General features: G+C 70.6%; 18 protein-coding genes. 5 read left to right on the forward strand and 13 right to left on the reverse strand.

Annotation, left to right across the window (positions count from 1 at the left end):
- The 5 genes from ABD466_RS21120 to ABD466_RS21140 form a co-directional block, all read right to left on the reverse strand.
- On the reverse strand, positions 1–253 hold a 253-nt coding region (locus ABD466_RS21120), incomplete at its 3' end, for an ATP-binding cassette domain-containing protein (protein WP_344658844.1).
- Between the two features lie 28 nt (positions 254–281).
- Positions 282–1,415, reverse strand: a complete 1,134-nt coding sequence (locus tag ABD466_RS21125) for an ABC transporter substrate-binding protein (RefSeq protein WP_344658845.1) — start codon at positions 1,413–1,415, stop codon at positions 282–284.
- A 119-nt stretch (positions 1,416–1,534) separates the two neighbouring features.
- A complete protein-coding gene (locus ABD466_RS21130; protein ID WP_344658846.1) occupies positions 1,535–2,881 on the reverse strand; it encodes a sulfate adenylyltransferase subunit 1 in 1,347 nt (448 codons plus the stop codon).
- Positions 2,881–3,804: a sulfate adenylyltransferase subunit CysD gene (cysD, locus tag ABD466_RS21135; protein ID WP_344658847.1), complete on the reverse strand. Its 924-nt coding sequence runs from the start codon at positions 3,802–3,804 to the stop codon at positions 2,881–2,883. The genes ABD466_RS21130 and cysD overlap by 1 nt, the downstream gene beginning before the upstream one ends.
- A gap of 1 nt (position 3,805) precedes the next feature.
- Positions 3,806–4,504, reverse strand: coding sequence for a phosphoadenylyl-sulfate reductase (locus tag ABD466_RS21140; protein ID WP_344658848.1), 699 nt, complete (start codon positions 4,502–4,504; stop codon positions 3,806–3,808).
- 444 nt (positions 4,505–4,948) lie between these two features.
- Here ABD466_RS21140 and ABD466_RS21145 point away from each other — a divergent pair, with 444 nt between their 5' ends.
- Positions 4,949–5,536 carry a hypothetical protein gene (locus ABD466_RS21145; RefSeq protein ID WP_344658849.1) on the forward strand — a complete coding sequence of 196 codons (588 nt, stop codon included), beginning with the start codon at positions 4,949–4,951 and terminating at the stop codon, positions 5,534–5,536.
- 52 nt (positions 5,537–5,588) lie between these two features.
- Here the strand turns inward: ABD466_RS21145 and ABD466_RS21150 are convergent, their stop codons facing one another.
- The 6 genes from ABD466_RS21150 to ABD466_RS21175 form a co-directional block, all read right to left on the reverse strand.
- Entirely contained in the window at positions 5,589–6,689 is a 1,101-nt protein-coding gene (locus ABD466_RS21150) for a hypothetical protein (protein WP_344658850.1), read from the reverse strand.
- Between the two features lie 255 nt (positions 6,690–6,944).
- Positions 6,945–7,931 carry a GH25 family lysozyme gene (locus ABD466_RS21155; RefSeq protein ID WP_344658851.1) on the reverse strand — a complete coding sequence of 329 codons (987 nt, stop codon included), beginning with the start codon at positions 7,929–7,931 and terminating at the stop codon, positions 6,945–6,947.
- Between the two features lie 81 nt (positions 7,932–8,012).
- The gene (locus ABD466_RS21160) at positions 8,013–8,195 is read right to left on the reverse strand and encodes a hypothetical protein (protein ID WP_344658852.1); all 183 of its coding nucleotides are present in this window, start codon (positions 8,193–8,195) and stop codon (positions 8,013–8,015) included.
- On the reverse strand, positions 8,192–9,910 hold the full coding sequence (locus tag ABD466_RS21165; protein ID WP_344658853.1) for a nitrite/sulfite reductase: 1,719 nt from the start codon (positions 9,908–9,910) through the stop codon (positions 8,192–8,194). Before ABD466_RS21165 ends, ABD466_RS21160 begins: the two co-directional genes overlap by 4 nt.
- A 261-nt stretch (positions 9,911–10,171) precedes the next feature.
- On the reverse strand, positions 10,172–11,476 hold the full coding sequence (locus ABD466_RS21170; RefSeq protein ID WP_344658854.1) for a D-arabinono-1,4-lactone oxidase: 1,305 nt from the start codon (positions 11,474–11,476) through the stop codon (positions 10,172–10,174).
- 49 nt (positions 11,477–11,525) lie between these two features.
- Positions 11,526–12,725, reverse strand: a complete 1,200-nt coding sequence (locus ABD466_RS21175; RefSeq protein WP_344658855.1) for an MFS transporter — start codon at positions 12,723–12,725, stop codon at positions 11,526–11,528.
- Between the two features lie 169 nt (positions 12,726–12,894).
- Between ABD466_RS21175 and ABD466_RS21180 the strand changes: the two genes are divergently transcribed.
- Together ABD466_RS21180 and ABD466_RS21185 are read left to right on the forward strand one after the other, a co-directional pair.
- Positions 12,895–13,701 (forward strand): SDR family NAD(P)-dependent oxidoreductase, encoded by an 807-nt coding sequence (locus tag ABD466_RS21180; RefSeq protein ID WP_344658856.1) that lies wholly within the window; start codon positions 12,895–12,897, stop codon positions 13,699–13,701.
- 41 nt (positions 13,702–13,742) lie between these two features.
- Positions 13,743–14,255 carry a GNAT family N-acetyltransferase gene (locus tag ABD466_RS21185; protein ID WP_344658857.1) on the forward strand — a complete coding sequence of 171 codons (513 nt, stop codon included), beginning with the start codon at positions 13,743–13,745 and terminating at the stop codon, positions 14,253–14,255.
- A gap of 21 nt (positions 14,256–14,276) precedes the next feature.
- On the opposite strand, the gene ABD466_RS21190 is transcribed toward ABD466_RS21185, so the two are convergent.
- Entirely contained in the window at positions 14,277–16,685 is a 2,409-nt protein-coding gene (locus tag ABD466_RS21190) for a phosphocholine-specific phospholipase C (protein ID WP_344658858.1), read from the reverse strand.
- A gap of 278 nt (positions 16,686–16,963) precedes the next feature.
- Here ABD466_RS21190 and ABD466_RS21195 point away from each other — a divergent pair, with 278 nt between their 5' ends.
- On the forward strand, positions 16,964–17,761 hold the full coding sequence (locus tag ABD466_RS21195; RefSeq protein ID WP_344658859.1) for an oxygenase MpaB family protein: 798 nt from the start codon (positions 16,964–16,966) through the stop codon (positions 17,759–17,761).
- On the opposite strand, the gene ABD466_RS21200 is transcribed toward ABD466_RS21195, so the two are convergent.
- Positions 17,737–19,602 (reverse strand): AMP-dependent synthetase/ligase, encoded by a 1,866-nt coding sequence (locus ABD466_RS21200; RefSeq protein WP_344658860.1) that lies wholly within the window; start codon positions 19,600–19,602, stop codon positions 17,737–17,739. The two genes, ABD466_RS21195 and ABD466_RS21200, sit on opposite strands and share 25 nt — an antisense overlap.
- A 205-nt stretch (positions 19,603–19,807) precedes the next feature.
- Here ABD466_RS21200 and ABD466_RS21205 point away from each other — a divergent pair, with 205 nt between their 5' ends.
- A complete protein-coding gene (locus tag ABD466_RS21205; protein WP_344658861.1) occupies positions 19,808–20,476 on the forward strand; it encodes a single-stranded DNA-binding protein in 669 nt (222 codons plus the stop codon).
- The last annotated feature ends 54 nt before the right edge of the window (positions 20,477–20,530 follow it).

The following is a 20,530-nucleotide window of genomic DNA, read 5'->3' on the forward strand; positions in this document are numbered from 1 at the left end:
TCAGCAGCGTCGACTTGCCGCAACCGGAGGCCCCGAGCAGGCACACGAACTCGCCGGGGGCGACATCGAGGTCGATGCCGTCGAGCACCGGCGTGGGGCTGCCGCGGAAGGCCTTGCCGACCCCGGAGATGCGGACCGCGCTCTGAATGACACCGGCGCCGGTGCCGGTGCCGGCGCCAGTGCCAATGCCGTTGCCTGTGCCGATGCTGGTGCCGGTGCCGGGCCGCACGGTGCTCTCGATGGTGGCGGTCATGACGCTCTCCCCTTCGCGGTCTTCTGCGCTACTTCTTCGCCAGCCCGGCGTCGGACACCGCCGGCCGGCCTTGGGCGGCCAGCTCGGTGTTCAACGCGGTCAGGTCGAAGATGCCGTGCAGGTCGGTCTTCTTCAGCAGGCCGGCGGCCACCGCGTGGTCGGCCGAGGCGTGCAGCGAGGCGGCCAGCGGGTCGTCGGTGACCGCCTGTTCGCCGAACGCGCGCTGGATCTCCGCGGGGCTCAGGGCTTTGCCGGTGAGCTTCTTCAGCTGGTCGTTGACCAGCTGCCGCGCCTCGTCGGGGCTCGCGGTGATCCACTGGTTGGCGGCGAGCTGCCCCGCGATCAGGGCCCTGACGGTGTCCGGGTGCGCGGCCAGGAAGTCGGCGGACACCACCAGGTTGGTGGCGGCGAACCGGCCGCCCGGCCACTGGTCGCGTTCGTCCACCAGCACCTTGGCGCCGGCCTCGAGCACCATCCGCGAGGCCCAGGGCTCGGGCAGCCAGGCGCCGTCGATGTGGCCGGCCTTGAACTGGTCCAGGGTGGCCGCGTTGTCCTGCGGGTCCACCGACACGTCGCCGGTGCCGTCGGCGTTCGCGGTCAGGCCGTTCTGCTTGAGCCAGGAGCGCAACGCGACGTCCTGCGTGTTGCCCTTCTGGGGCGTGGCCAGGACCTTGCCCCTCAGGTCCGCCGCGGAACCGATGGACGGCCGCACGACGAGCTCGGCGCCGCCGGTGGTGGCGCCGGCGACGATGCGCAGCGCCTCGCCGTGGGACTGCGTGAACGCCGCCAGGGCCGAGGAGGGCCCGACATAGGCGGCGTCGAGCTGGCCGCCGAGCAGCGCCGTCATCTCCGCCGGGCCGGCGTTGTAGATCTGCGTGGTCAGCTTGGTGGAGCCCAGCGCCTTGGCGAAGTCGCCGTGCGCGACGCCGACCACGGCGGTGGTGTGCGTGACGTTCGCGAAGTACCCCAGCCGCAGCTCGGAGGCCGCGGTGGACGCCGTCCCGGAGGAGGTCTCCGAGGACGTCGAAGCGGACTGGGACGAGCCGGAGCCGCTGGAGCCCTGGGCCGCCGAGGCATACGCGGCGATGACGATCACCAGCGAGGCGATCATCCAGACGGCGGCCGCGGTCGCGGCGGCAGCCGAAAAGGCCTTACGTATCAACGGAAGCTCCAAGCAGTGCGCTTACCAGGCAGGTCTATGGCGGAAGTGGGCCGCGCGGCAGGCCAGGACGCGACATCGCATGTCACCGGTGAAGTTGTGGGAGAACAAGGCGTGCTCGATCACGAGAAGACCCCCAGCGGGTCGCCGGACATGCCGGCGGTCAGCGTGTCGCCGCTGGCCGGGTCGATGAGCAGGAACGATCCGGTCTCGCGGTCGGCGGCGTAGGGCTCGAGCAGGATCGGGGAGGCGGTGCGCAGCACGACGCGGCCGATGTCGTTGGCGTGCAGGCTGTGCCCGGCCGGGGCGGCGTCGTCCCAGTCGAACTCGTCGGTCCCGGCGTCCGGAGCCCCGGCGGCGGCCAGCGGGTCGGAGATGTCCAGCTTGGCGGAGATCTCCTTGACGATCGCCTTCACGGTCCGCGTGGTGTGCTTGAGCAGCACCCGGTCGCCGACGTTCAGCGGCCGCTCGGACAGGTGGCACACGGTCGCGGTGACGTCCTGCACCGCGACCGGCGCGGCGTCGGCCGGGGCGATGAGGTCGCCGCGGGAGACGTCGAGCTCGTCGGCCAGCAGCAGGGTGGCGGCCTGCCCGGCGGCGGCGCGCCCGGCGGGGCGGCCGAGCAGGTCGATCCCGGCGATCGTCGAGCGCTGGCCGGAGGGCAGCACCACGACCTGGTCGCCGACCTCCAGGTGCCCGGAGGTGACGGTGCCGGCGTAACCGCGGTAGTCGTCGGCCTGGTGCCGGATCACGTACTGCACCGGGAACCGGCCGGCCGGGGCCCGCTCGGCCTCCACCGGCACGTTCTCCAGGTACTCCAGCAGCGTCGGGCCCTCGAACCAGGCCAGATCCGCCGAGGGCTCGACCACGTTGTCCCCGCGCAGCGCCGACACCGGCAGCGCCGCGTGGTGCTGCACGCCCAGGGCGGTCGCGTAGGCGGCGAAGTCGGCCTCGATCTCGTGGAAGCGGTCCTTGTCGAAGCCGACCAGGTCCATCTTGTTCACGGCAAGCAGCACCCGCGGCACCCGCAGCAGGGCGGACACCGCGGTGTGGCGGCGGGTCTGCTCGGCCAGGCCCTTGCGGGCGTCGACCAGGATCACCGCGAGCTCGGCGGTCGAGGCGCCGGTGACCATGTTCCGGGTGTACTGCACGTGCCCGGGCGTGTCGGCCAGGATGAACCGGCGCCGGGGGGTGGCGAAGTAGCGGTAGGCGACGTCGATGGTGATGCCCTGCTCGCGCTCGCTGCGCAGGCCGTCGGTCAGCAGCGCCAGGTCGGCCTGCTCCAGGCCGCGGTCGCGCGAGGTGCGCTCGACCGCCTCGAACTGGTCGGCCAACACCGACTTGGTGTCGTAGAGCAGCCGGCCCACCAGGGTCGACTTGCCGTCGTCCACGGAGCCCGCGGTCGCCAGCCGCAGCAGCCCGGCGACCTCAGTGTCCTTCTCCACCGGCGCGTCCAGCAGAACGGTCATTAGAAGTAGCCCTCCCTCTTGCGGTCTTCCATGGCGGCCTCGGACAGCTTGTCGTCGGCGCGGGAGGCCCCGCGCTCGGTGATGCGGGAGGCGGTGATCTCCTCGATGACCGCCTCGATGTCGGTGGCGTCGGAATCCACGGCGCCGGTGCAGGACATGTCGCCGACGGTGCGGTAGCGCACCTGGCGGCGCTGAAGCGTCTCGCCCTCGCGCGGCCCGCCCCAGTCCCCGGGCGCCAGCCACATCCCGCCGCGCGCGAACACCTCGCGCTCATGCGCGTAGTAGATCTCCGGCAGCTCGATCCGCTGCTCGGCGATGTACTGCCACACATCGAGCTCGGTCCAGTTGGAGAGGGGGAAGACCCGCACGTGCTCGCCGGGCCGGTGCCGGCCGTTGTAGAGCCGCCACAGCTCCGGGCGCTGCCGCTTGGGGTCCCACTGCCCGAAGTCGTCCCGCAGCGAGAAGACCCGCTCCTTGGCGCGGGCCTTCTCCTCATCGCGGCGTCCGCCGCCGAACACGGCGTCGAACTTGTTGGACTGGATCGCGTCCAGCAACGGCACCGTCTGCAACGGGTTGCGGGTGCCGTCGGGGCGCTCGACCAGGCGGCCGTCGTCGATGTAGTCCTGCACGTGCGCCACGTACAGCCGCAGGCCGTGCTGCTCGACCGTGCGGTCGCGGACCTGGAGCACCTCAGGGAAGTTGTGGCCGGTGTCCACGTGCAACAGTCCGAACGGCAGCGGCGCCGGTGCGAACGCCTTCAGCGCCAGGTGCAGCATCACGATCGAGTCCTTGCCGCCGGAGAACAGCAGCACCGGCCGCTCGAACTCGGCCGCGACCTCGCGGATGATGTGCACCGCCTCGGCCTCCAGCGTGCGCAGATGGGTGCGCGACGGGGCCGGCTCGTCGTGGGTCAGGGTACTCATGTCAGGTGTGCAGTCCGCATTCGGTCTTGGCGCTTCCGGCCCAGCGCCCGGCCCGCGGGTCCTCGCCCGGCAGGGGCTTGCGGGTGCAGGGCTCGCAGCCGATCGAGGTGTAGCCCTCGAGGAACAGGGGGTTGGTCAGGACGCCGTGCTCGGCGACGTAGGCGTCGACGTCGTCCTGCGTCCAGGTGGCCAGCGGGGAGATCTTCACCATGTCCCGCTTGGCGTCGTAGCCGATGACCGGGATGGCGGCGCGCGTCGGCGCCTCCTCCCGGCGCATGCCGTTGATCCAGGCCGTGTAGGGCTTCAGCGCCCGCTCCAGCGGCTCGACCTTGCGCAGCGCGCAACACCGGTCCGGGTCGCGCTCGTACAGGCGCGGCCCGTGCTCGGCGTCCTGCTCGGCGACGGTCCGCAGGGGCGTGATGTTCAGCAGGCGCACCGGGTAGACCTCGGCGACCGCGTCGCGGGTGCCGACGGTCTCGGCGAAGTGGTAGCCGGTGTCCAGGAAGACGACGTCGATGCCCGGTGCCGCGGCCGAGGCCACGTGCACCAGGTGGGTGTCGGCCATGGAGGAGGCGACGACCAGGTCCGCGCCGAAGGTGGCGTGGGCCCACTCGACGATCCGCCCGGCCGGGGCGTGTTCCAGCTCTGCGTTGGCCTGTTCGGCCAGCGCCCGCAGGTCCGTCCTGGTGTCCGCTGACATTTCGGGGCTTCCCCTCAAACTGGCGGGCGCGCGGGCGTACCGGACGCCCGACGCGCCGCGGCCGCGCCGATGCGGCGGATTCGCGGGTGGCGTGGGGAAGCGCCGGCGGACCGTGCGCCCTGTGGATCTTCGGTCTACAGATCGCGGGCGAGGTCTACTGGGCCGGCATACAGACCATGCTGGACAGCCGTCCGAAGTCGACGTGACGTCGACCGACGAGCGCGATTCCAGCACGAGACATGACTAGAGAGTCGCACGCGCCACGCGGGTCGTCTACTGCCGTCCATGATGCGGACTGTGTGTCTCACGACACTACAGGAGCCGCACGTCGCGCGCGGCCTCCTCGGCGACTTCGCCGAAATGCCCGCTCAGAGCCTACTGGGCGCGGGTGTACGCGGCCGGGCCGCTAGAGTGAGCCGCGTGGGGGACCGGAGAAGACTGTCGATGTCCATGCCGTCCGCGCCCGCTGAGGCACCATGGGAACTCTCGCTGGCGGGGTACCTCAGACAGACGACCGACCTTCCGGCGTTGGCGCTCAAGCCCCTGAGTCTGCTCAGCCGATACGGCGCGGTCGCCGTCGGTCCGGAGACCGTCGGCTTCGACGGCGATGACGTGCCCTGGGAGAAGGTCGTCCGTCTCGAGGTGCGCGACGTGGTCGAGGTGGTCTCGGACGCGGCCATGGCCCGCGAGGCGGAGAAGATCCGGTCGATGCTCCCGCCGGTCCCCGGCCGCAAGTGGGTCGTGGACCACGCGATGGCCCTGCTCGGCGACATAGCCGGCCCCCGCCTGACCAAGGCCCGCGGCGGCGACGTGGTGAGTGTGATCGTGTACCGGGGGATGCTCGGGCGGGAGAAGACCATGCAGGCCGGAGTCTTCGCGTCGCTGGTCATGGCGACGTGGCCGGACGTGCGGCGGAGCCTGACGGAGACCGCGCGGGCGCGCGAGATCGAGGTGGACGCGCCGCGTCATGGCGGGCCCGGGCCCGCGCTCGAAGCCTCGGGGCCGGCGGACACGATCGCGATCTCGGAGTGAAGGACGGCGGCCGCCCCGGGAAGGGCGGCCGCCGCACCGCTTCGTGCGGAGATCAGCTCACGGTCGAGTGCGTCAGCGCGCACTGGTCGGTGTCGTTCGACCAGCTGCCCTGCTCGGTGTACGTCCCGTTCCCCATCGTCACGTTGCCGACCCCGCCGGTCACGCCCTTGAGCCAGGCGCACTCGTCGGCGTTCTCCTGACCCTGGTACGGCGAGCCGGCGATGTTGTTCGTCCAGCCGCCGGCCGGGTTCTGGTCGGTGATGGTCTCGCTGTACTCGTGGCCCAGGGTGATCGTCCAGCCGTCCAGCGTGCCCGCGCTGCCGGAGTTCAGGAAGTTCACACCGCAGCCGGCGCCGCTGTCCATGTTGTACGGCTGGTTGCTGAACGCGAAGTCGCCGACGTCGGAGGCGACGGCGCCGCCGGTCAGCGTGGTGTCGCCGTTGTAGTCGTGCCAGGCGCAGTACGCGTTCTGGTAGTGGTCGGGGTTCGTGTTGTGCGGCGAGAGGATCACGTAGTAGGCGTACCGGTTCGAGGCCGGGGTGGTGTTGCCGAAGTGGTGCGCGGCCTTCAGCGCCTCGGCGCCCAGCTGGTGCCCGGACGCCGCTCGCGGCGACTTCGCCGAGTTGTCGTACCAGACGCCGGCGAGCACCCCGCCGGTCGGGTACGGCACGTGCGCGGCACCGGACGGGCAGCTGGTCGCGCCGGTGCTCACCAGCGGACCGTCGCAGTACTGGGTCATGGTCCCGGACCATGCCTCACTGCCGGTGCCGATGCCCTTGAACATCATCTGGGCGACCGGGGCGCCGCCCTTGGCGTCGTTGGAGAACTTCAGGTTGCCGTTGGCGTCGGTGGTCTGCGTACCCCACTGGCTGCCGTAGAAGACGAGGTAGACCTTGGGCTGCCCGCTCATCACGCCGATGCCGTCGATGCCGCCGCCGTAGGACAGCGTCTCGTCGGAGCTCGCCTGGCCGACGGCGTTCGCACGGATCTGCGCGGCCCCGGAGACCGTGGGGAAGACTCCGTGGCGGACCGTGGCAGACGTGGCCTGGGCCGAACCGGCCGTGCCGAACGCCGCGAGCAGCGTGGCGCTGACGCCGAGCGCGGCGCCCACGCGCGCCTTGCCGCGGCGGCGGGCGGGGAAGGTGGGGGACATGCGATGGCTTCCTCTCGCTGGGACCTCGCCGGTCGGCCGGGTCGGCCGCGCCGGCGTGTGGTGCGAGGGCGCACGGAATCAGGGCACGCGGGGGTGGGGCGCGCCGGCGGTCCGTGGTCCGTGGTGCGATGGGGCCTGTTGCGCAGTGCCCGACGAAACCGGTCCATCCAGGGCCCTGAGATCGTCGGCGAGGGGGAAACTAGCAACGAGGCCGACCCGGGTCAACGGGTCGGCCTCAAACGGTTAAGGCGGCGTTCAGCGGTGCGCCGCCTCGATCAGGTAGGCCAGCGGCACGTCCACGTTGGACACGCGCGAGATGCTGATCTTCTGCACGCCGGTCGGCAGCGGCCCGCCGAACGGGTTCACGCGGTCGTCGGTCGCGCGGACCGTCACGTCGTCGTAGATGTGCGACCAGCCCTGGCCGTGCGTGAAGATCGCCACCCGGACATGGGCCTCGCCGAAGTCGGCGCCGAGGCTGAACCAGACGTTGCCCCACCCCGCGGCGCCGAGGTTGGCCGGAGGCGGGCACACCATCGTCACCACGCCCTGGCCGGGCTTGACTTCTCCAGTCGCGAATGCGGGCACGTCGTCGTCCTCCGTCGGGTTCTGGGTGGGTGCGGCGAGAGCCTCGGCCAGCTGGCCGGCCGAGCCTCGGAAGGCGTTGTAGTCCAGCAGCTGCCCGCCGTCGGACGCCTGGTTCGTGAACTGATACAGCAGCGGCGCCATGCCGCCGTAGGACTCCCAGCCGGCCGCGCCGTCGCCGGGATAGATGCTCGGCGCGCTGCCGGAGCCGCCGGGATACGACGACGACACCAGGGACAGGCCGCGGCTGGTGAAGGCGGACAGGCTCGGCGAGCCGATCTGCTGCCAGTACCAGCGCGGCAGGTACACGAGCCGCAGGTTCAGACCCGCGGCGTGCGCGGCGTCGACGTACGCGACCATCTGCGCCAGCGACGGTGAGAACGAGCCGGCCGGCTCGGCGTCCAGCATGCCGGGCAGCGCGCTGTCGCCGACGTTGGCGAGGGTGTGCCGTGCCTGGGCGTTCGCGTCCTCGCCGGACAGGAAGTGGTACCAGACGAACGGTTTGCCGAGGTTCTGGGTCTGCCGCAGCCACGCCTGGTAGTCGGCGTCGGTGTAGTAGGTGCCCTCGGTCGTCTTCGCGATGACGAACGAGGCGGAGGAGAGCCGGGACAGGTCCAGGCCGCTCTGATATGAGGAGATGTCGGGGCCGAATATCGTCACGGGCGGCTCCTCGTCGAGGGTAAGACGACCATTGTTGCGGCTTACCCGTTGCGGCCGAGCCGACTCCGCTGAAACGAGTGGTTAATCCTCGCCGCGGATGTCAGAACCCGAAGGCGGGCCGCCCGGCGCCAGCAACCCGACGAAGGAGACCTCGAACACCCTTCGGCATCCCCGGCAGGACCAGCGCCGGTGACCGCCCTCCTCCGGCCGCAGGTCCTCGTCGCCGCAGTACGGGCAGTACGCCGGCGCCGCGCGCTCGCTCACGACAGGTCCGCCTCGCCGGCGCGCGCGGTCCACTGGGCGAAGGTCTCGCCTTCGGCGCGCTGCTCCTGGAACCGGCGCACGAGGCGCTCGACGTAGTCCGGCAGTGCCGCGGCCGTCACCTTGAGCCCGCGCACCTTGCGGCCGAACGCGCCGTCCTGCGCGTCGGCGGTCTCGTCGGCGGGCTTGGTCTGGGCGCCCAGGTGGCCGCCCAGGTGCACCTGGTAGCCCTCGACCTGCTCGCCGTGCTCGTCGATCACCAGCTGGCCCTTCAGGCCGATGTCGGCGACCTGGATCCGCGCGCAGGAGTTCGGGCAGCCGTTGACGTTGATGGTCAGCGGCTGGTCGAAGTCCGGCAGCCGCCGCTCCAGCTCGTCGATCAGCGTCGAGGCCCGGTTCTTGGTCTCCACGATCGCCAGCTTGCAGAACTCGATGCCGGTGCAGGCCATGGTCGAGCGGCGGAACACCGAGGGCCGCACCTGGAGGTCCAGCGCCTCCAGGTTGGCGACCAGCTCGTCGACCCGGTCCGCGGCGACGTCGAGGATGATCAGCTTCTGCTCGGCGGTGGTGCGCACCCGGTCCGAGCCCGCCGCCTCGGCCAGGTCCGCGATCTTGGCCAGGGTGGCGCCGTCGAGCCGGCCGACGCGCGGGGCGAAGCCGACGTAGTGGTTGCCGTCCTTCTGCGGGTGCACGCCGATGTGGTCGCGGTCGTAGGCCGGGGCGGCCTCCGGCGCCGGGCCGTCGGGCAGCGCGCGCTTGAGGTACTCGGTCTCCAGCACCTCGCGGAACTTCTCCGCGCCCCAGTCCGCGACCAGGAACTTCAGGCGCGCGCGGCTGCGCAGGCGGCGGTAGCCGTAGTCGCGGAAGATGCCGCAGACGCCGGCCCAGACCTCGGGCACCTCGGCGAGCGTCACGAAGGTGCCGAGCCGCTTGGCGAAGTGCGGGTTCGTCGACAGGCCGCCGCCCACCCACAGGTCGAAGCCCGGGCCGAGCTCGGGGTGCACGACGCCGACGAACGAGATGTCGTTGATCTCGTGCACCACGTCCTGCAGGCCGCTGATCGCGGTCTTGAACTTGCGGGGCAGGTTGGAGAACTCCTTGCTGCCGATGAACCGCCGCTGGATCTCGTCGATCGCCGGCGAGGCGTCGAGGACCTCGTCCGCGGAGATGCCGGCCACCGGCGAGCCGAGGATCACGCGCGGCGTGTCGCCGCAGGCCTCGGCGGTGCTCAGGCCGACGCCCTCCAGCGTCTTCCAGATCGCCGGCACGTCCTCCACCCGCACCCAGTGCAGCTGGATGTTCTGCCGGTCGGTGACGTCGGCGGTGCCGCGCGCGTACTTCTCCGACACCTCGGCGATCGCCCGCAGCTGCTCCAGCGTGAGCCGGCCGCCGTCGATGCGGACGCGCAGCATGAAGTACTCGTCGTCGAGCTCGTGCGGCTCCAGGATCCCGGTCTTGCCGCCGTCGATCCCGGGGCGGCGCTGGGTGTACAGGCCCCACCAGCGGAAGCGGCCGCGCAGATCGGAGCCGTCGATCGAGTCGAAGCCGCCGTAGGCGTAGATGTTCTCGATGCGGGCCCGCACGTTCAGGCCGTCGTCGTCCTTCTTGACCTGCTCGTTGCCGTTCAGCGGGGTGAAGTAGCCCTTGGCCCACTGGCCCTCGCCGCGCTGCGGGCGGGGACGAGCGGCGCGGGCAGGCGTGGGCTGCGTGGCAGACATGTCGGGAGGGTCCTTTAGGAGGTCGTACGGCCGGCGGGGAGACAAGCAGAGCGGTCTGGGTCAGCGCGCGGCGGTACAGACCATGCTGGAGAGACGTCCGTAGTCGACGTGGCGTCGACTGACGAGGGCGATTCCGGCACGGGACATGTTCCTCAGCGTGGCAGCGTCTCCGGGAAGCGTCCACTGTCGTCCGGGATGCGGACTGTGCGTCTCACGCGGTGCGCGCGACCGGGCCGGAACGCGGCGCGGTCGCGCTGCGGCTCACTCCCCGAACACGCGCCGCGTGTACTCGTTGGCGAACAGCCGCTTCGGGTCCACCCGGTCGCGCACTCCGAGGAAGTCCTCGAACCGCGGATAGGTCTTGCCGAGGTACTCGGCGTCGCGGGTGTGCATCTTGCCCCAGTGCGGCCGGCCCTCGTGGGCGGTGAAGATCTGCTCGACGGCCTTGAAGTACTCGTCGAACCGAGTGCCCTGGTACATGTGACAGGCGATGTAGGCGGTCTCGCGGCCGTGCGCGGTGGACAGCCAGAGGTCGTCGCCGGGCACCACGCGGACCTCGATCGGGAAGTTCACGTTCCAGCTGGACGCGTTGATCGTCCGGGTGACCTCGCGGAACACCTCGACGAAGGCCGCGCGCGGGATGGCGTACTCCATCTCCACGAACTTCACGCGGCGCGGCGAGGTGAAGACCTTGTCCGAGCGGTCGGTGTAGGTGCGGGCGGACAGCGCCGAGCCGGAGACCTTCTGCACGGTCCGGGTCAGCCGGGGCGCGGTGCGGGCCAGCCGCTGCGCCGCGCCGAACACCGAGTTGGACAGGAACTCGTCGTCCATCCAGTGCCGGAACCCGGACAGCGGGGCGGCCGGGCCGGTCGCGCGGTTGTTGCGCTTGATGTTGGTCCGGTCCGTGTACGGGAACCAGTAGAACTCGAAGTGCTCGTTGTCGGCGACCAGGTCGTCGAAGCCGTCCAGCACCGCGTCCAGCCGCATCGGCTCCTCGCGGGCGGTCAGCAGGAAGGCGGGCTCGGTGCGGAACGTCACCGCGGTGACGTAGCCGACCGCGCCGACGCCCAGGCGGGCGGCCTGGAACAGCTCGGCGTTCTGCTCCGGCGAGCAGTTCACGATCTCGCCGCCGGCCAGCACCAGCTCCAGCGCCGCCACCTGGGCCGCGATCGAGCCGGAGGTCCGGCCGGTGCCGTGGGTGCCGGTGCCGATCGCGCCGGCCACCGTCTGCACCTGGATGTCGCCCATGTTGGTCAGCGCCAGGCCGTTCTCCGCCAGCAGCGCGTTGAGCTGGTGCAGCGGCATCCCGGACTCGACGGTGACCAGCCCGGCCTCCTTGTCGATCTGCTTGAGCCGGGTCAGGCCCGTGGGCTTGATCAGCACGCCGTCGGTGACCGCGGCCGGGGTGAAGGAGTGGCCGGAGCCCACCGCCTTCACGGTCAGGCCGTCGTCCGCCGCGGCGCGCAGGACCTCGACGACCTCGGAGGCGGACTGGGGCGTGGCCACACGGGCCGCCTTCGCCTTCTGGTTGCCGGCCCAGTTGGACCACTCGTTCGCGCCCGCCACGCCTCACCCGCATTCTTTCCGCCGGTGCGGCTCGTCGCTCCGCGCCGGTTCATTCGATCGCCGGATCCCCCGCACGTAGCCAACGCGAGCCGAGCAGCGCAGTCAAGAGCGCGAGGGCGCTTCCTGCCACTGGGACCAGATATGCGGTGTGCGCTCCGGACTTGTCGATGACCCAGCCGGCCACCGCCGAACCGGTGGTGATGCCAAGCGCGGCGCCAGTGGTCTCGATCACCATGCCCTCGGTCAGCCGGGCCGCCGGGACCAGGTCCTCGACCAGGGCGGCCAGGGTGATCAGGGTGGGGGAGATGGCGAACCCGGCCAGCAGCAGCACCAGGGCCAGCACGCCGATGTTCGGGGCCAGCGCCATCGGCGCGGCGGTGACCAGGACCGCCGCCAGCAGGATCATGATCCGGCGGGCCAGCGGCATCCTCCAGTGCACCGCGCCGAAGATCAGGCCGGCGACGAACGAGCCGCCGGCGTACACGGCGAGCAGGAAGCCGGCCCAGTCGCTGTGGCCGTGTTCCTCGGCGAAGGCGACGGTGACCACCTCGACCGAGCCGAACATGACGCCGATCGCGATGGCGCAGACCAGCACCACGCGCATGCCCGGGATGGCGATCGCGGCCGGTCCGGTGAGGTGTTCGTGCGGATGCGGGGCGGGCTGCGTGCCGCGCTGGAGCAGGAACGCCGTGGTGCCGACGACGAGCAGCGCGGTCGCCAGGCCGACGCCGGCCTCGTGGTGTACTTGCAGGGTCAGGAAGGTCACCAGGATCGGGCCGATCATGAACACGACCTCGTCCATCACCGCCTCGAACGAGTACGCGGTGTGCAGCCGCTTGGTGCCGGTGTAGATCTTGGCCCAGCGGGCCCGCACCAGCGCGCCGACGTTCGGCATGAAGGCCCCGGCCACCGCCGCGGAGGCGAACCAGGACCAGGTCGGCTCGTCGAAGCGGACACACAGCATCAGCGCCACCAGCGCGGTCGCCGACGCCGCCAGCATCGGGAACACCACCTCGGCCTGCCCGCGCCGGTCCACCAGCCGCGCCAGGAACGGCCCGAAGAACGCCTGGACCAGCGCCAGCGTCCCGGACACCACGCCGGCCAGCGCGTACTTCCCGGTCGACTCCTTGATCATCAGGATGGTCCCGAGGCCCAGCATCGACATCGGGAGCCGCCCGACGAAGGCCGCCGACGAGAACCCCTTCGAGCCCGGGGCCCGGAAGATCTCGGCGTAATGCTTGGCGACCATACGGTGATGGTCGGTTCTGTGGGACTGCTGCGCTTGCTGGGACAGCCGCGCGGGTGGCCGGAAACGGCTCTGGCGGGGTGGCGCAGCTCTCGTTACGGTGGGTCCGCCCTCGGCCGCGCTACGCCATAGTATTTCTAATAGAAATACACCCAACCGGAAGGAACTCACCATGACCACCGCCCTCTCCCGCTATGCGGGCCGCCGCGTCCTGATCACCGGTGGCGGCTCCGGCATCGGCCAGGCCACGGTCCTGCGGCTGCTGGCCGAGGGCGGGTCGGTGGTGGCCGCCGACGTCTCGGAGGAGGGGCTGAAGGCGACCGTCTCCAAGGCCGAGCAGGAGGGGACGGCCGGACGGCTGGCGACGGTCGTGGTCGACATCGCTGACGAGGACTCGGCGCGAGCCGGCGTGGCCGAGGCCGTGCGCGTGCTGGGCGGGCTGGACGTGCTGGTGAACGCCGCTGGCATCCTGCGCGCCGCGCACACCCACGAGATGCCGCTGGCCGACTGGAACAGGGTCCTGACAGTCAACCTCACCGGCACCTTCCTGATGACCCGCGAGGCACTGCCGGAGCTCCTGAAGACCGAGACGCCGGTGGTCGTGAACTTCTCCTCGACCTCCGCGTCCTTCGCGCACCCTTACATGGCCGCCTACGCCGCTTCCAAGGGCGCCATCCAGAGCTTCACGCACGCGATAGCCCTGGAGTACTCCAAGCAGAACCTGCGCGCTGTGAGTGTCTGCCCGGGCTCCATCTCCTCCGGCATGACCGACGCCTCCGGGACTTCCAAGGAGAACGTCGGCCCCGGGTTCCCCGAGCACGATGTCGACTGGAACCTGATCATGAAGCTGCTGCCGGCGATCGGTCAGGGCTTCGCGGGCCCGGAGGCCGTGGCGAGCGTGGTGGCGATGCTGGCATCGGAGGACGGCAAGTTCATCACGGGGACCGAGATCCGGATCGATGGCGGCACCCACATGTAACTGAGTAGCGTCCGGCTCTGTACGCCTGTGAAGATCGGCGCATGGCTTACACCGTGCGCCGCACCACTGCGGAGGAATGGCGAGAGTTCCGGGAGCTGCGTCTCGAAGCGCTGCTTGATTCGCCGACCAACTATGGGCAGACGCACGAGAACGCCCTCGCCCACCCCGACGAGCTCTGGCAGGAGCGCGCCCGGGACAACGCCGGTTCGCACGTTCAGGCCTTCTACGTCGCCGTCGACGACGCCACCGGGAAGCTGGTCGGCATGTGGGGCGTGATGCCGCACTTCACCAGGCCCGCGACGCACATCGTCATCGGCGTCTATGTCCGGCCCGAGGCGCGGGGCACCGACGTCGCCCGGCGCCTCAACCAGGCGTCCATCGACTTCGCGAAGACCACCGAGTCCAAAGAGCTCATGCTCCTGGTCCGCGACGACAACGATCGTGGGCGCCGCTTCTACGAGCGCGAGGGGTTCGTCCTGACCGGAGGGTCCGAACCGCACAACCTGGACCCGTCCCACGACCTGCTGGAGATGCGCTACCCGGCCTTCAGGTAGCGCATCCCCGGGGCGAGGACGTCAGATGCCGATGACGTTCAGCTCGGCGCAGGAGGTCCACGGGTTCCCGTTGACCTCCGTCAGCGCCCGGAACCGCACGTAGCGGCCGGTCACGGCGCCGAAGTTCACGGTCTTCAGGCTGTTGCTGCTGGCGAAGGTGCCGGTCGCGACCGCCGTGCCCCAGTCGGTGCCGTCCGCGCTGACATAGAACTCGTACTGGCCGACCCAGCCGTTCTTGCTGCCGTCTTGGCGGGGCAGGTAGGTGAAGCCGGAGACCGAGTGCGAGGACTTCATGTCGAGCTGGATCTCGTGCGGACAAGGCGGGTTCGGCGTGATGTTGTACCACTGCGTGTGCCAGAACGTCGTGGTGCTGCCGTCGACGGCGTTGGTCGCCGGGGCGTTCTCGCCGACGGTCTCCTGGCTGTCGTAATACTTCACGGTCCAGCCGGTGCGGTCCAGCACCCCCGGCGCCGGGCCGCCGGTCGGCGCCGCCGGCTGCCCGACCTCGATCTTGCCGGCGAACCGGCGCAGGAAGTTGTCGCCGACGTCCGCGGTGGCGGTCAGGTCGTACCAGCCGCCGGCGGTGGCCCACGCGTTCGTGACCGTGGCGCCGGCGCCGACGGTGAACGTCCACGGGCCGCCGGTGATGTACGTGTTGGCCTTCACCGTGACGACCGCGGAGGCGCCGCCGGTGTTGGTCATCGTCAGCACCAGCTTGTTGTTCGCGGTGTCGTAGCTCGGCTTCACCTCCAGGTGCGCCAGGGAGGCGTTGCCGATGGTGGTCAGGTCGCCGACGAAGGAGCGCAGGAAACCGTTGGGACCGTGCACGTCGATCGAGTACTTGCCGGCGCTGACGCTCTGCGCGCTCCAGTAGTCGGAGGACGTGGAGTTCGGCTGGACGAGGTACTGCCAGTTCGCGAAGGCGCGGTAGGCCATCGTGTAGGCCTGCAACGGCACGGCCTGCGTACCGGCGTTGGAGAAGTCGGTCCAGAACCGGCCGGCGGCCAGGTCGTACCGGCCGGTGACGTTCGGCTGGTAGAGGGTGGGGCGCTGGCCCTTCGTGCCCGACTCCTGGGCCGGCATGCTCTGGCTGGCCGGCGGTGTCGGCGCCGGGAGCGTCGAGCACTGGTTGTTGGCCGCGGTCACCAGTGGGCCGGTCGCCGGCAGGCTCGGGAACGTGGTGGTCGAGGTGGCGAAGTTCAGCGCGTTGGTGAGATCGCCGCAGGTCGCGCGCCGCCACGCCGAGATGTTCGGCTCCTGCACGCCGGTCCACTTCTCGATCAGCCGGATCGAGGAGGTGTGGTCGTAGATCGTGGAGTCCACCCAGCCGCCCTGCGACCAGGGGGAGATCACGATCTGCGGCACCCGGACGCCCAGCCCGATCGGCACGCCGCTCACGAACTCGTCGGGCGTGCCGGCCGGCGGGGTCGGCGGGATGACGTGGTCGAAGAAGCCGTCGTTCTCGTCGTAGTTCAGGATCAGCACGGTCTTCGACCACACGTTCAGGTTCGAGGACAGGGCCATGAGGATCTTCGAGACGTAGTCCGCGCCGAGCGCCGGGGCGTAGTTCGGGTGCTCGGACTTGCCGGCCGGGGCGACGATCCAGGACACCTGGGGCAGCGTCCCGGCCGTGACGTCGGCCTGGAACGCCGCGACCGAGTCCGCGGCCTTCACCATGCCGCGCTGGTAGAGCGGGCTGCTGGTGCTCGCGTTCTTGAACTGGTTGAACCAGGCCAGCGCGTTGTCGTCGTAGTTGTCGGTCTCCTGGTACACCTTCCAGGTCACGCCCGCCGCCTGAAGGCGCTCGGGGTAGGTGGTCCAGGTGTAGCCGGCCTCGGAGTTGTCGGTGACGGGGCCGCCGCCGGTGCCGTTCGGGTCGATCATCCCGGTCCACAGGTACAGCCGGTTCGGGTTGGTCGGTCCCATGACCGAGCAGAAGTTCGCGTCGCAGATGGTGAAGGCGTCCGCCAGCGCGTACTGGAACGGGATGTCCGCGCGGGTGTAGTAGCCCATCGTCTTGTTGGTCTTGGCCGCGACCCAGCCGTTGTAGGAACCGCCGGCCCAGGCGTTGTGGGTGCCGCTCCAGCCGTGGTCCAGGTCGGCGACGCACTGCGCGCTGGTGGTACTGGTGTCCAGGTGCCAGGGCAGCAGCGTGCCGGACCCGTTGGGCTGGGTGAACACCGAGGTGCCGTTCTGGAACCGGAACGGCGTCGGGTCGTTGAAGCCGCGGACCCCGGCCAGCGAACCGAAGTAATGGTCGAAGCTGCGGTTCTCCTGCATGAAGACGACGATGTGGGCGACGTCGCTCAGGGTGCCGCTCATGCCCGCGGTCGCGGCCATGGCGGTGCGGAGGGATTCCGGCAGGAAGGCGGCGCCGGCCGCCGTGGCGGCGGAGGCGGACAGGAATTTGCGTCTGGTCAGAGGAGACATCTCACTCCAGGGCGATGGGGGACGGCGGTGAGGGTGGCACTCGCGCGAGATGCCCTGTGAATGTAGGTGCGCATCGCAGTGCTTGTAAATGCGTGATCTGAGACGTAACGGTAAAATCCAAGCAGCGGGGGAGAAGACTCCAAGCGAACCCCGGCCGGACCTCCCTCCCGGGGGCGTGGAGCCTGTGGCCAGCGCGTCAACGTCCGGCGGGGTGTGATTCGGCTATGGGCGCCATGGACAAATAGCGGGCGTTCGAGATGCCCTTTAGCGTGGTGGTCGTGAGGCATGACGAGGAGATCGCGCTCCGCCGGGTGAGCGGTGAGGCCTGCGTGCTCGCGGCCGCGGCCCGGGCGATCCTGCTCCAGGTCGCCCATCCGATGGTGGGGCGCGGGGTGGCCGAGCACAGCCGCTTCACCGAGGATCCGCTCAAACGGCTGCGCGGGACGTTGGACTACGTCTACGGCTCGTCGTTCGGGACCTCGGACGAGAGCGCCTGGATCGCCGCCACGGTGAACCGCGTCCACAAGCACGTCGTCGGGCCCGGGTACTCGGCCGACGACCCCGAGCTCCAGCTGTGGGTGGCCGCGACGCTCTACGACTCCGGCGTGCGGATCTACGAACTGACGCTCGGGCCGATGCCGCCGGCGATGCAGGAGGAGTACTGCCGGGAGAGCGGGCGGTACGCGACGCAGCTGGGCTGCCCGCAGGACATGTGGCCGTCGTCGGTCGCCGAGTTCGACGAATACTGGCAGCGCCAAGTGGACACGCTGGAGATCTCCGACGATGCCAAGCGCATCTACCGCGACCTGATGTACAGCCGGGCGCTGCCCTGGTACCTGCGCGCCTTGCTGCCCACGAACCGGCTGATCACGGCGGGACTCCTGCCGGAGCGCATCAGAGAACAGTACGGGCTCGCTTGGAGCCCCCGCCGCGAGCGGGCGTTCCGGCTGGCGATGCGGCTGACGCGGCTGACGTATCCGTGGGTACCCCGGCGGATACGTCAGCTGCCGATGACGTTCTATATGCGGGACTTTCGTAGGCGGTATCGCGCCTATGTCTTGTCTGCTTCCGCCTGACCTTCCTCTTCCTCGATCTGCGCGTACATGTCGTCGATCACCTGTGCGTAGCGTTCCGTGATGACGCGGCGGCGCAGGCTCAGCTTCGGTGTGACTTCGCCGGTGTCCGGCGTCCAGGGCCCGTCGAGGATCGTGTACTTCTTCACCTGCTCGACGCGCGACAGCTTCGCGTTGGCGTTCGCCACCGCCCGGTCGACCGCGGCGCGGGTCTCGGGGGAGTGGGTGGCATCGGCGGGGACCACGTCGGGATCCAGGACGATCAGGGCCGTGACGTAGGGGCGGCGGTCGCCGATCGCGGTGGCGAAGCCGACGGCCGGGTGCGTCGTCAGGTGGCTCTCGATCAGCGTCGGGGCGATGTTCTTGCCGCCCGAGGTGATGATGAGCTCCTTCTTGCGGTCGGTGATGGTCAGGAAGCCATCGGCGTCGAGGGTGCCGACGTCCCCGGTGGCCAGCCAGCCGTCCGCGTCGAGCGGCGAGACCACGGTGCCGTCGGGCTGCAGGTAGCCGGAGAGCAGGATCGGGCCGCGGACGAAGACCTCGCCGTCGTCGCCGAGCTTCAGGTCCACGCCCGGGATCGGTCTGCCGACGGTGCCGACACGGTTGGCCTCCGGCGTGCAGCAGGTGGCGGCGCCGCTGGTCTCGGACATGCCCCAGACCTCCATCAGCGGGACGCCGAGACCGTGCAGGAACCGCAGCGTCTCCACGGAGATCGGCGCGGCCCCGCTGGTCGCCCGCGTGATCCGGTCCATCCCCAGCATCGCCCGCACCGGCGCCAGCACCTTGCGGTCGGCTTCCGCGACCGCCTCGGCCAGGTCCTCCGGCACCTGCTTGCCGGCGGTCTGCAGTTCGAACGCCTCCAGCGTGAGCGCGTGGGCCCGTTCGAATTCTTCCCGCTGCGCCGGCTCGGCCATCGCGAGCAGGCCCTGGACGCCCGCGGCGAGCTTCTCCCAGACCCGCGGGACACCGAACAGGCCGCCGGGATGGACGCGGCCGAGGGCCCCGGCCACCTGGCGCGGATCCGGGCACAGGTGGACGTGCGCGACCTTCAACACCGACCCGTAGAGGCTGAGCTCGCGTTCGGCGATGTGGGCCAGCGGCAGGTAGGCGATGGTCTCCGGGAAGTCCTCGATGGTGGTGATGCCGTCGACGACCGCCGCCTCGTAGAGCACGTTGAGATGGGACAGGACGACGCCCTTGGGATCGCCGGTGGTGCCCGAGGTGTACATCATCCCGACCGGGTCCTCGGGTCTGATCTGGCGCCAGCGCTGCTCGAAGACACTGGGGTTGGAGGCCAGGCGCTCGCGCCCGATGGCCAGGACGGCGCTGAACGGCAGGAACTGCTTGCCGTGCGCAGCCTCACCGGCCACGACGGCGTCGGCCTCCTCGACCACCACGACATGTCGCAGCTCGGGCAGATCGCCCAGCACCGGCTGCCAGCGCTCGATCTCGGCGCGCCCCTCCAGCACGACGATCGGCGCGGCGCTGTGCGCGGCGACGTAGCCGATCTGGTCGGTGGACAGCGTGGCGTAGGCCGTGCAGGGGATGGCGCGGGCGTGCTGGGCGCCGTAGTCGGTGATCCAGTGCTCAAGGCGGCTGGACATCATGGTCAGCAGCCGGTCCCCTGGCTCCAGCCCCAGCGCCACCAGTCCCTCGCTGAACTCCGCGGACCGCTCCCGCAACTCGGCCCAGGTGAGGGTGACGGCGTTCCCGTCGGCGTCCGGCGCACCCGTGAGCGCGGGCCGCTCCGCGTGCTCGGACGCGTTGCGGTCGAGCAGCGACGGCACGGTCTGCCCCCGCACGGCGGCGATGAAGTCCTCGACGTCTCTCTCGGTACCGGTCACGACGGGCCTCCTGCGTCGGCTTCGTTTCGGAGCACACTAAAACCGCAGGCCCCCGCACGGAAGAGCCCTGACTGAGCCGAAAGAGTGCACCGTCCTTCGAACCCTTGTGCCCGATTGGCGAAGAATGCGAATCTGGTCCCACCAACGAAACACCGGGGGGCCGGCGATCGCACCCCGCCGATCCAGACATCCAGGGGGATGCCCGATGAACGAAACCACCGTCACCGTCGTCGGCACAGTCTGCAGCGACGTCCGCTACAGCCAGGCCTCCGATGAGACCCCCACGGCCCGCTTCCAGATCCGCAACACCCCCCGCCGCTACGACAAACGCACCGGCACCTGGGGTGACGGCGACCCGAGCTACTACAGCGCCATCTGCTTCCGCACCCTCGCCGACCACGTCGCCAGCTCCATGGGCGTCGGCGACCCCGTCGTCGCCACCGGCCGCCTCCGCATCAGCCGCTGGCGCCGCGGCGAGGAACAGATGACCACCGCCGAACTCGACGTCCAGGCCATCGGCCACGACCTCCGCTGGGGCACCACCGTCTACCGCCGCGCCAACCCGCCGACCCGCATCCCCGGCCCGGGTCGGCACCGGCACGAGGCGGCGGGCGCGGGCGTAGGCACCGGCGCCGGCGCGGGCACGGGGCCGGGTGGCTCGCCCGGGGCGTTGGGGCTGCCCGGCTCGCCGGGGTCGCCGGGGTCGCCGGGCTCGCCGGGCTCGGCCGGCGAGTCTGAGCGGGAGGAGGCGGAGACCGGCACGCTGGTGCCCGCCCTCACGGCCGCAGCCACCCCGGCTGCCGCCGGCTCAGCTGCCGAGGCGTCCGCGAGCCGCAGCAACGTGGCGGCGACGGAACTGCCTCTCGCGGCCTGACGAACAGCCGCCACTGGAGGCTCGCGGCCTGTGCGCAAGGCCGCGAGCCCACCC

The sequence above is a fragment of the Catenulispora subtropica genome, from assembly GCF_039531675.1.
Taxonomy (GTDB): domain Bacteria; phylum Actinomycetota; class Actinomycetes; order Streptomycetales; family Catenulisporaceae; genus Catenulispora; species Catenulispora subtropica.

Bases quoted from the DNA above. Each gene is read 5' to 3' on its own strand.
- ABD466_RS21150 (WP_344658850.1), bottom strand. From the start codon at position 6,689: ATGTCCCCCACCTTCCCCGCCCGCCGCCGCGGCAAGGCGCGCGTGGGC.
- ABD466_RS21190 (WP_344658858.1), bottom strand. From the start codon at position 16,685: ATGTCTCCTCTGACCAGACGCAAATTCCTGTCCGCCTCCGCCGCCACG.
- cysD (WP_344658847.1), bottom strand. From the start codon at position 3,804: ATGAGTACCCTGACCCACGACGAGCCGGCCCCGTCGCGCACCCATCTG.
- ABD466_RS21205 (WP_344658861.1), top strand. From the start codon at position 19,808: ATGAACGAAACCACCGTCACCGTCGTCGGCACAGTCTGCAGCGACGTC.
- ABD466_RS21175 (WP_344658855.1), bottom strand. From the start codon at position 12,725: ATGGTCGCCAAGCATTACGCCGAGATCTTCCGGGCCCCGGGCTCGAAG.
- ABD466_RS21140 (WP_344658848.1), bottom strand. From the start codon at position 4,504: ATGTCAGCGGACACCAGGACGGACCTGCGGGCGCTGGCCGAACAGGCC.
- ABD466_RS21145 (WP_344658849.1), top strand. From the start codon at position 4,949: ATGTCCATGCCGTCCGCGCCCGCTGAGGCACCATGGGAACTCTCGCTG.
- ABD466_RS21180 (WP_344658856.1), top strand. From the start codon at position 12,895: ATGACCACCGCCCTCTCCCGCTATGCGGGCCGCCGCGTCCTGATCACC.
- ABD466_RS21130 (WP_344658846.1), bottom strand. From the start codon at position 2,881: ATGACCGTTCTGCTGGACGCGCCGGTGGAGAAGGACACTGAGGTCGCC.
- ABD466_RS21165 (WP_344658853.1), bottom strand. From the start codon at position 9,910: ATGTCTGCCACGCAGCCCACGCCTGCCCGCGCCGCTCGTCCCCGCCCG.
- ABD466_RS21185 (WP_344658857.1), top strand. From the start codon at position 13,743: ATGGCTTACACCGTGCGCCGCACCACTGCGGAGGAATGGCGAGAGTTC.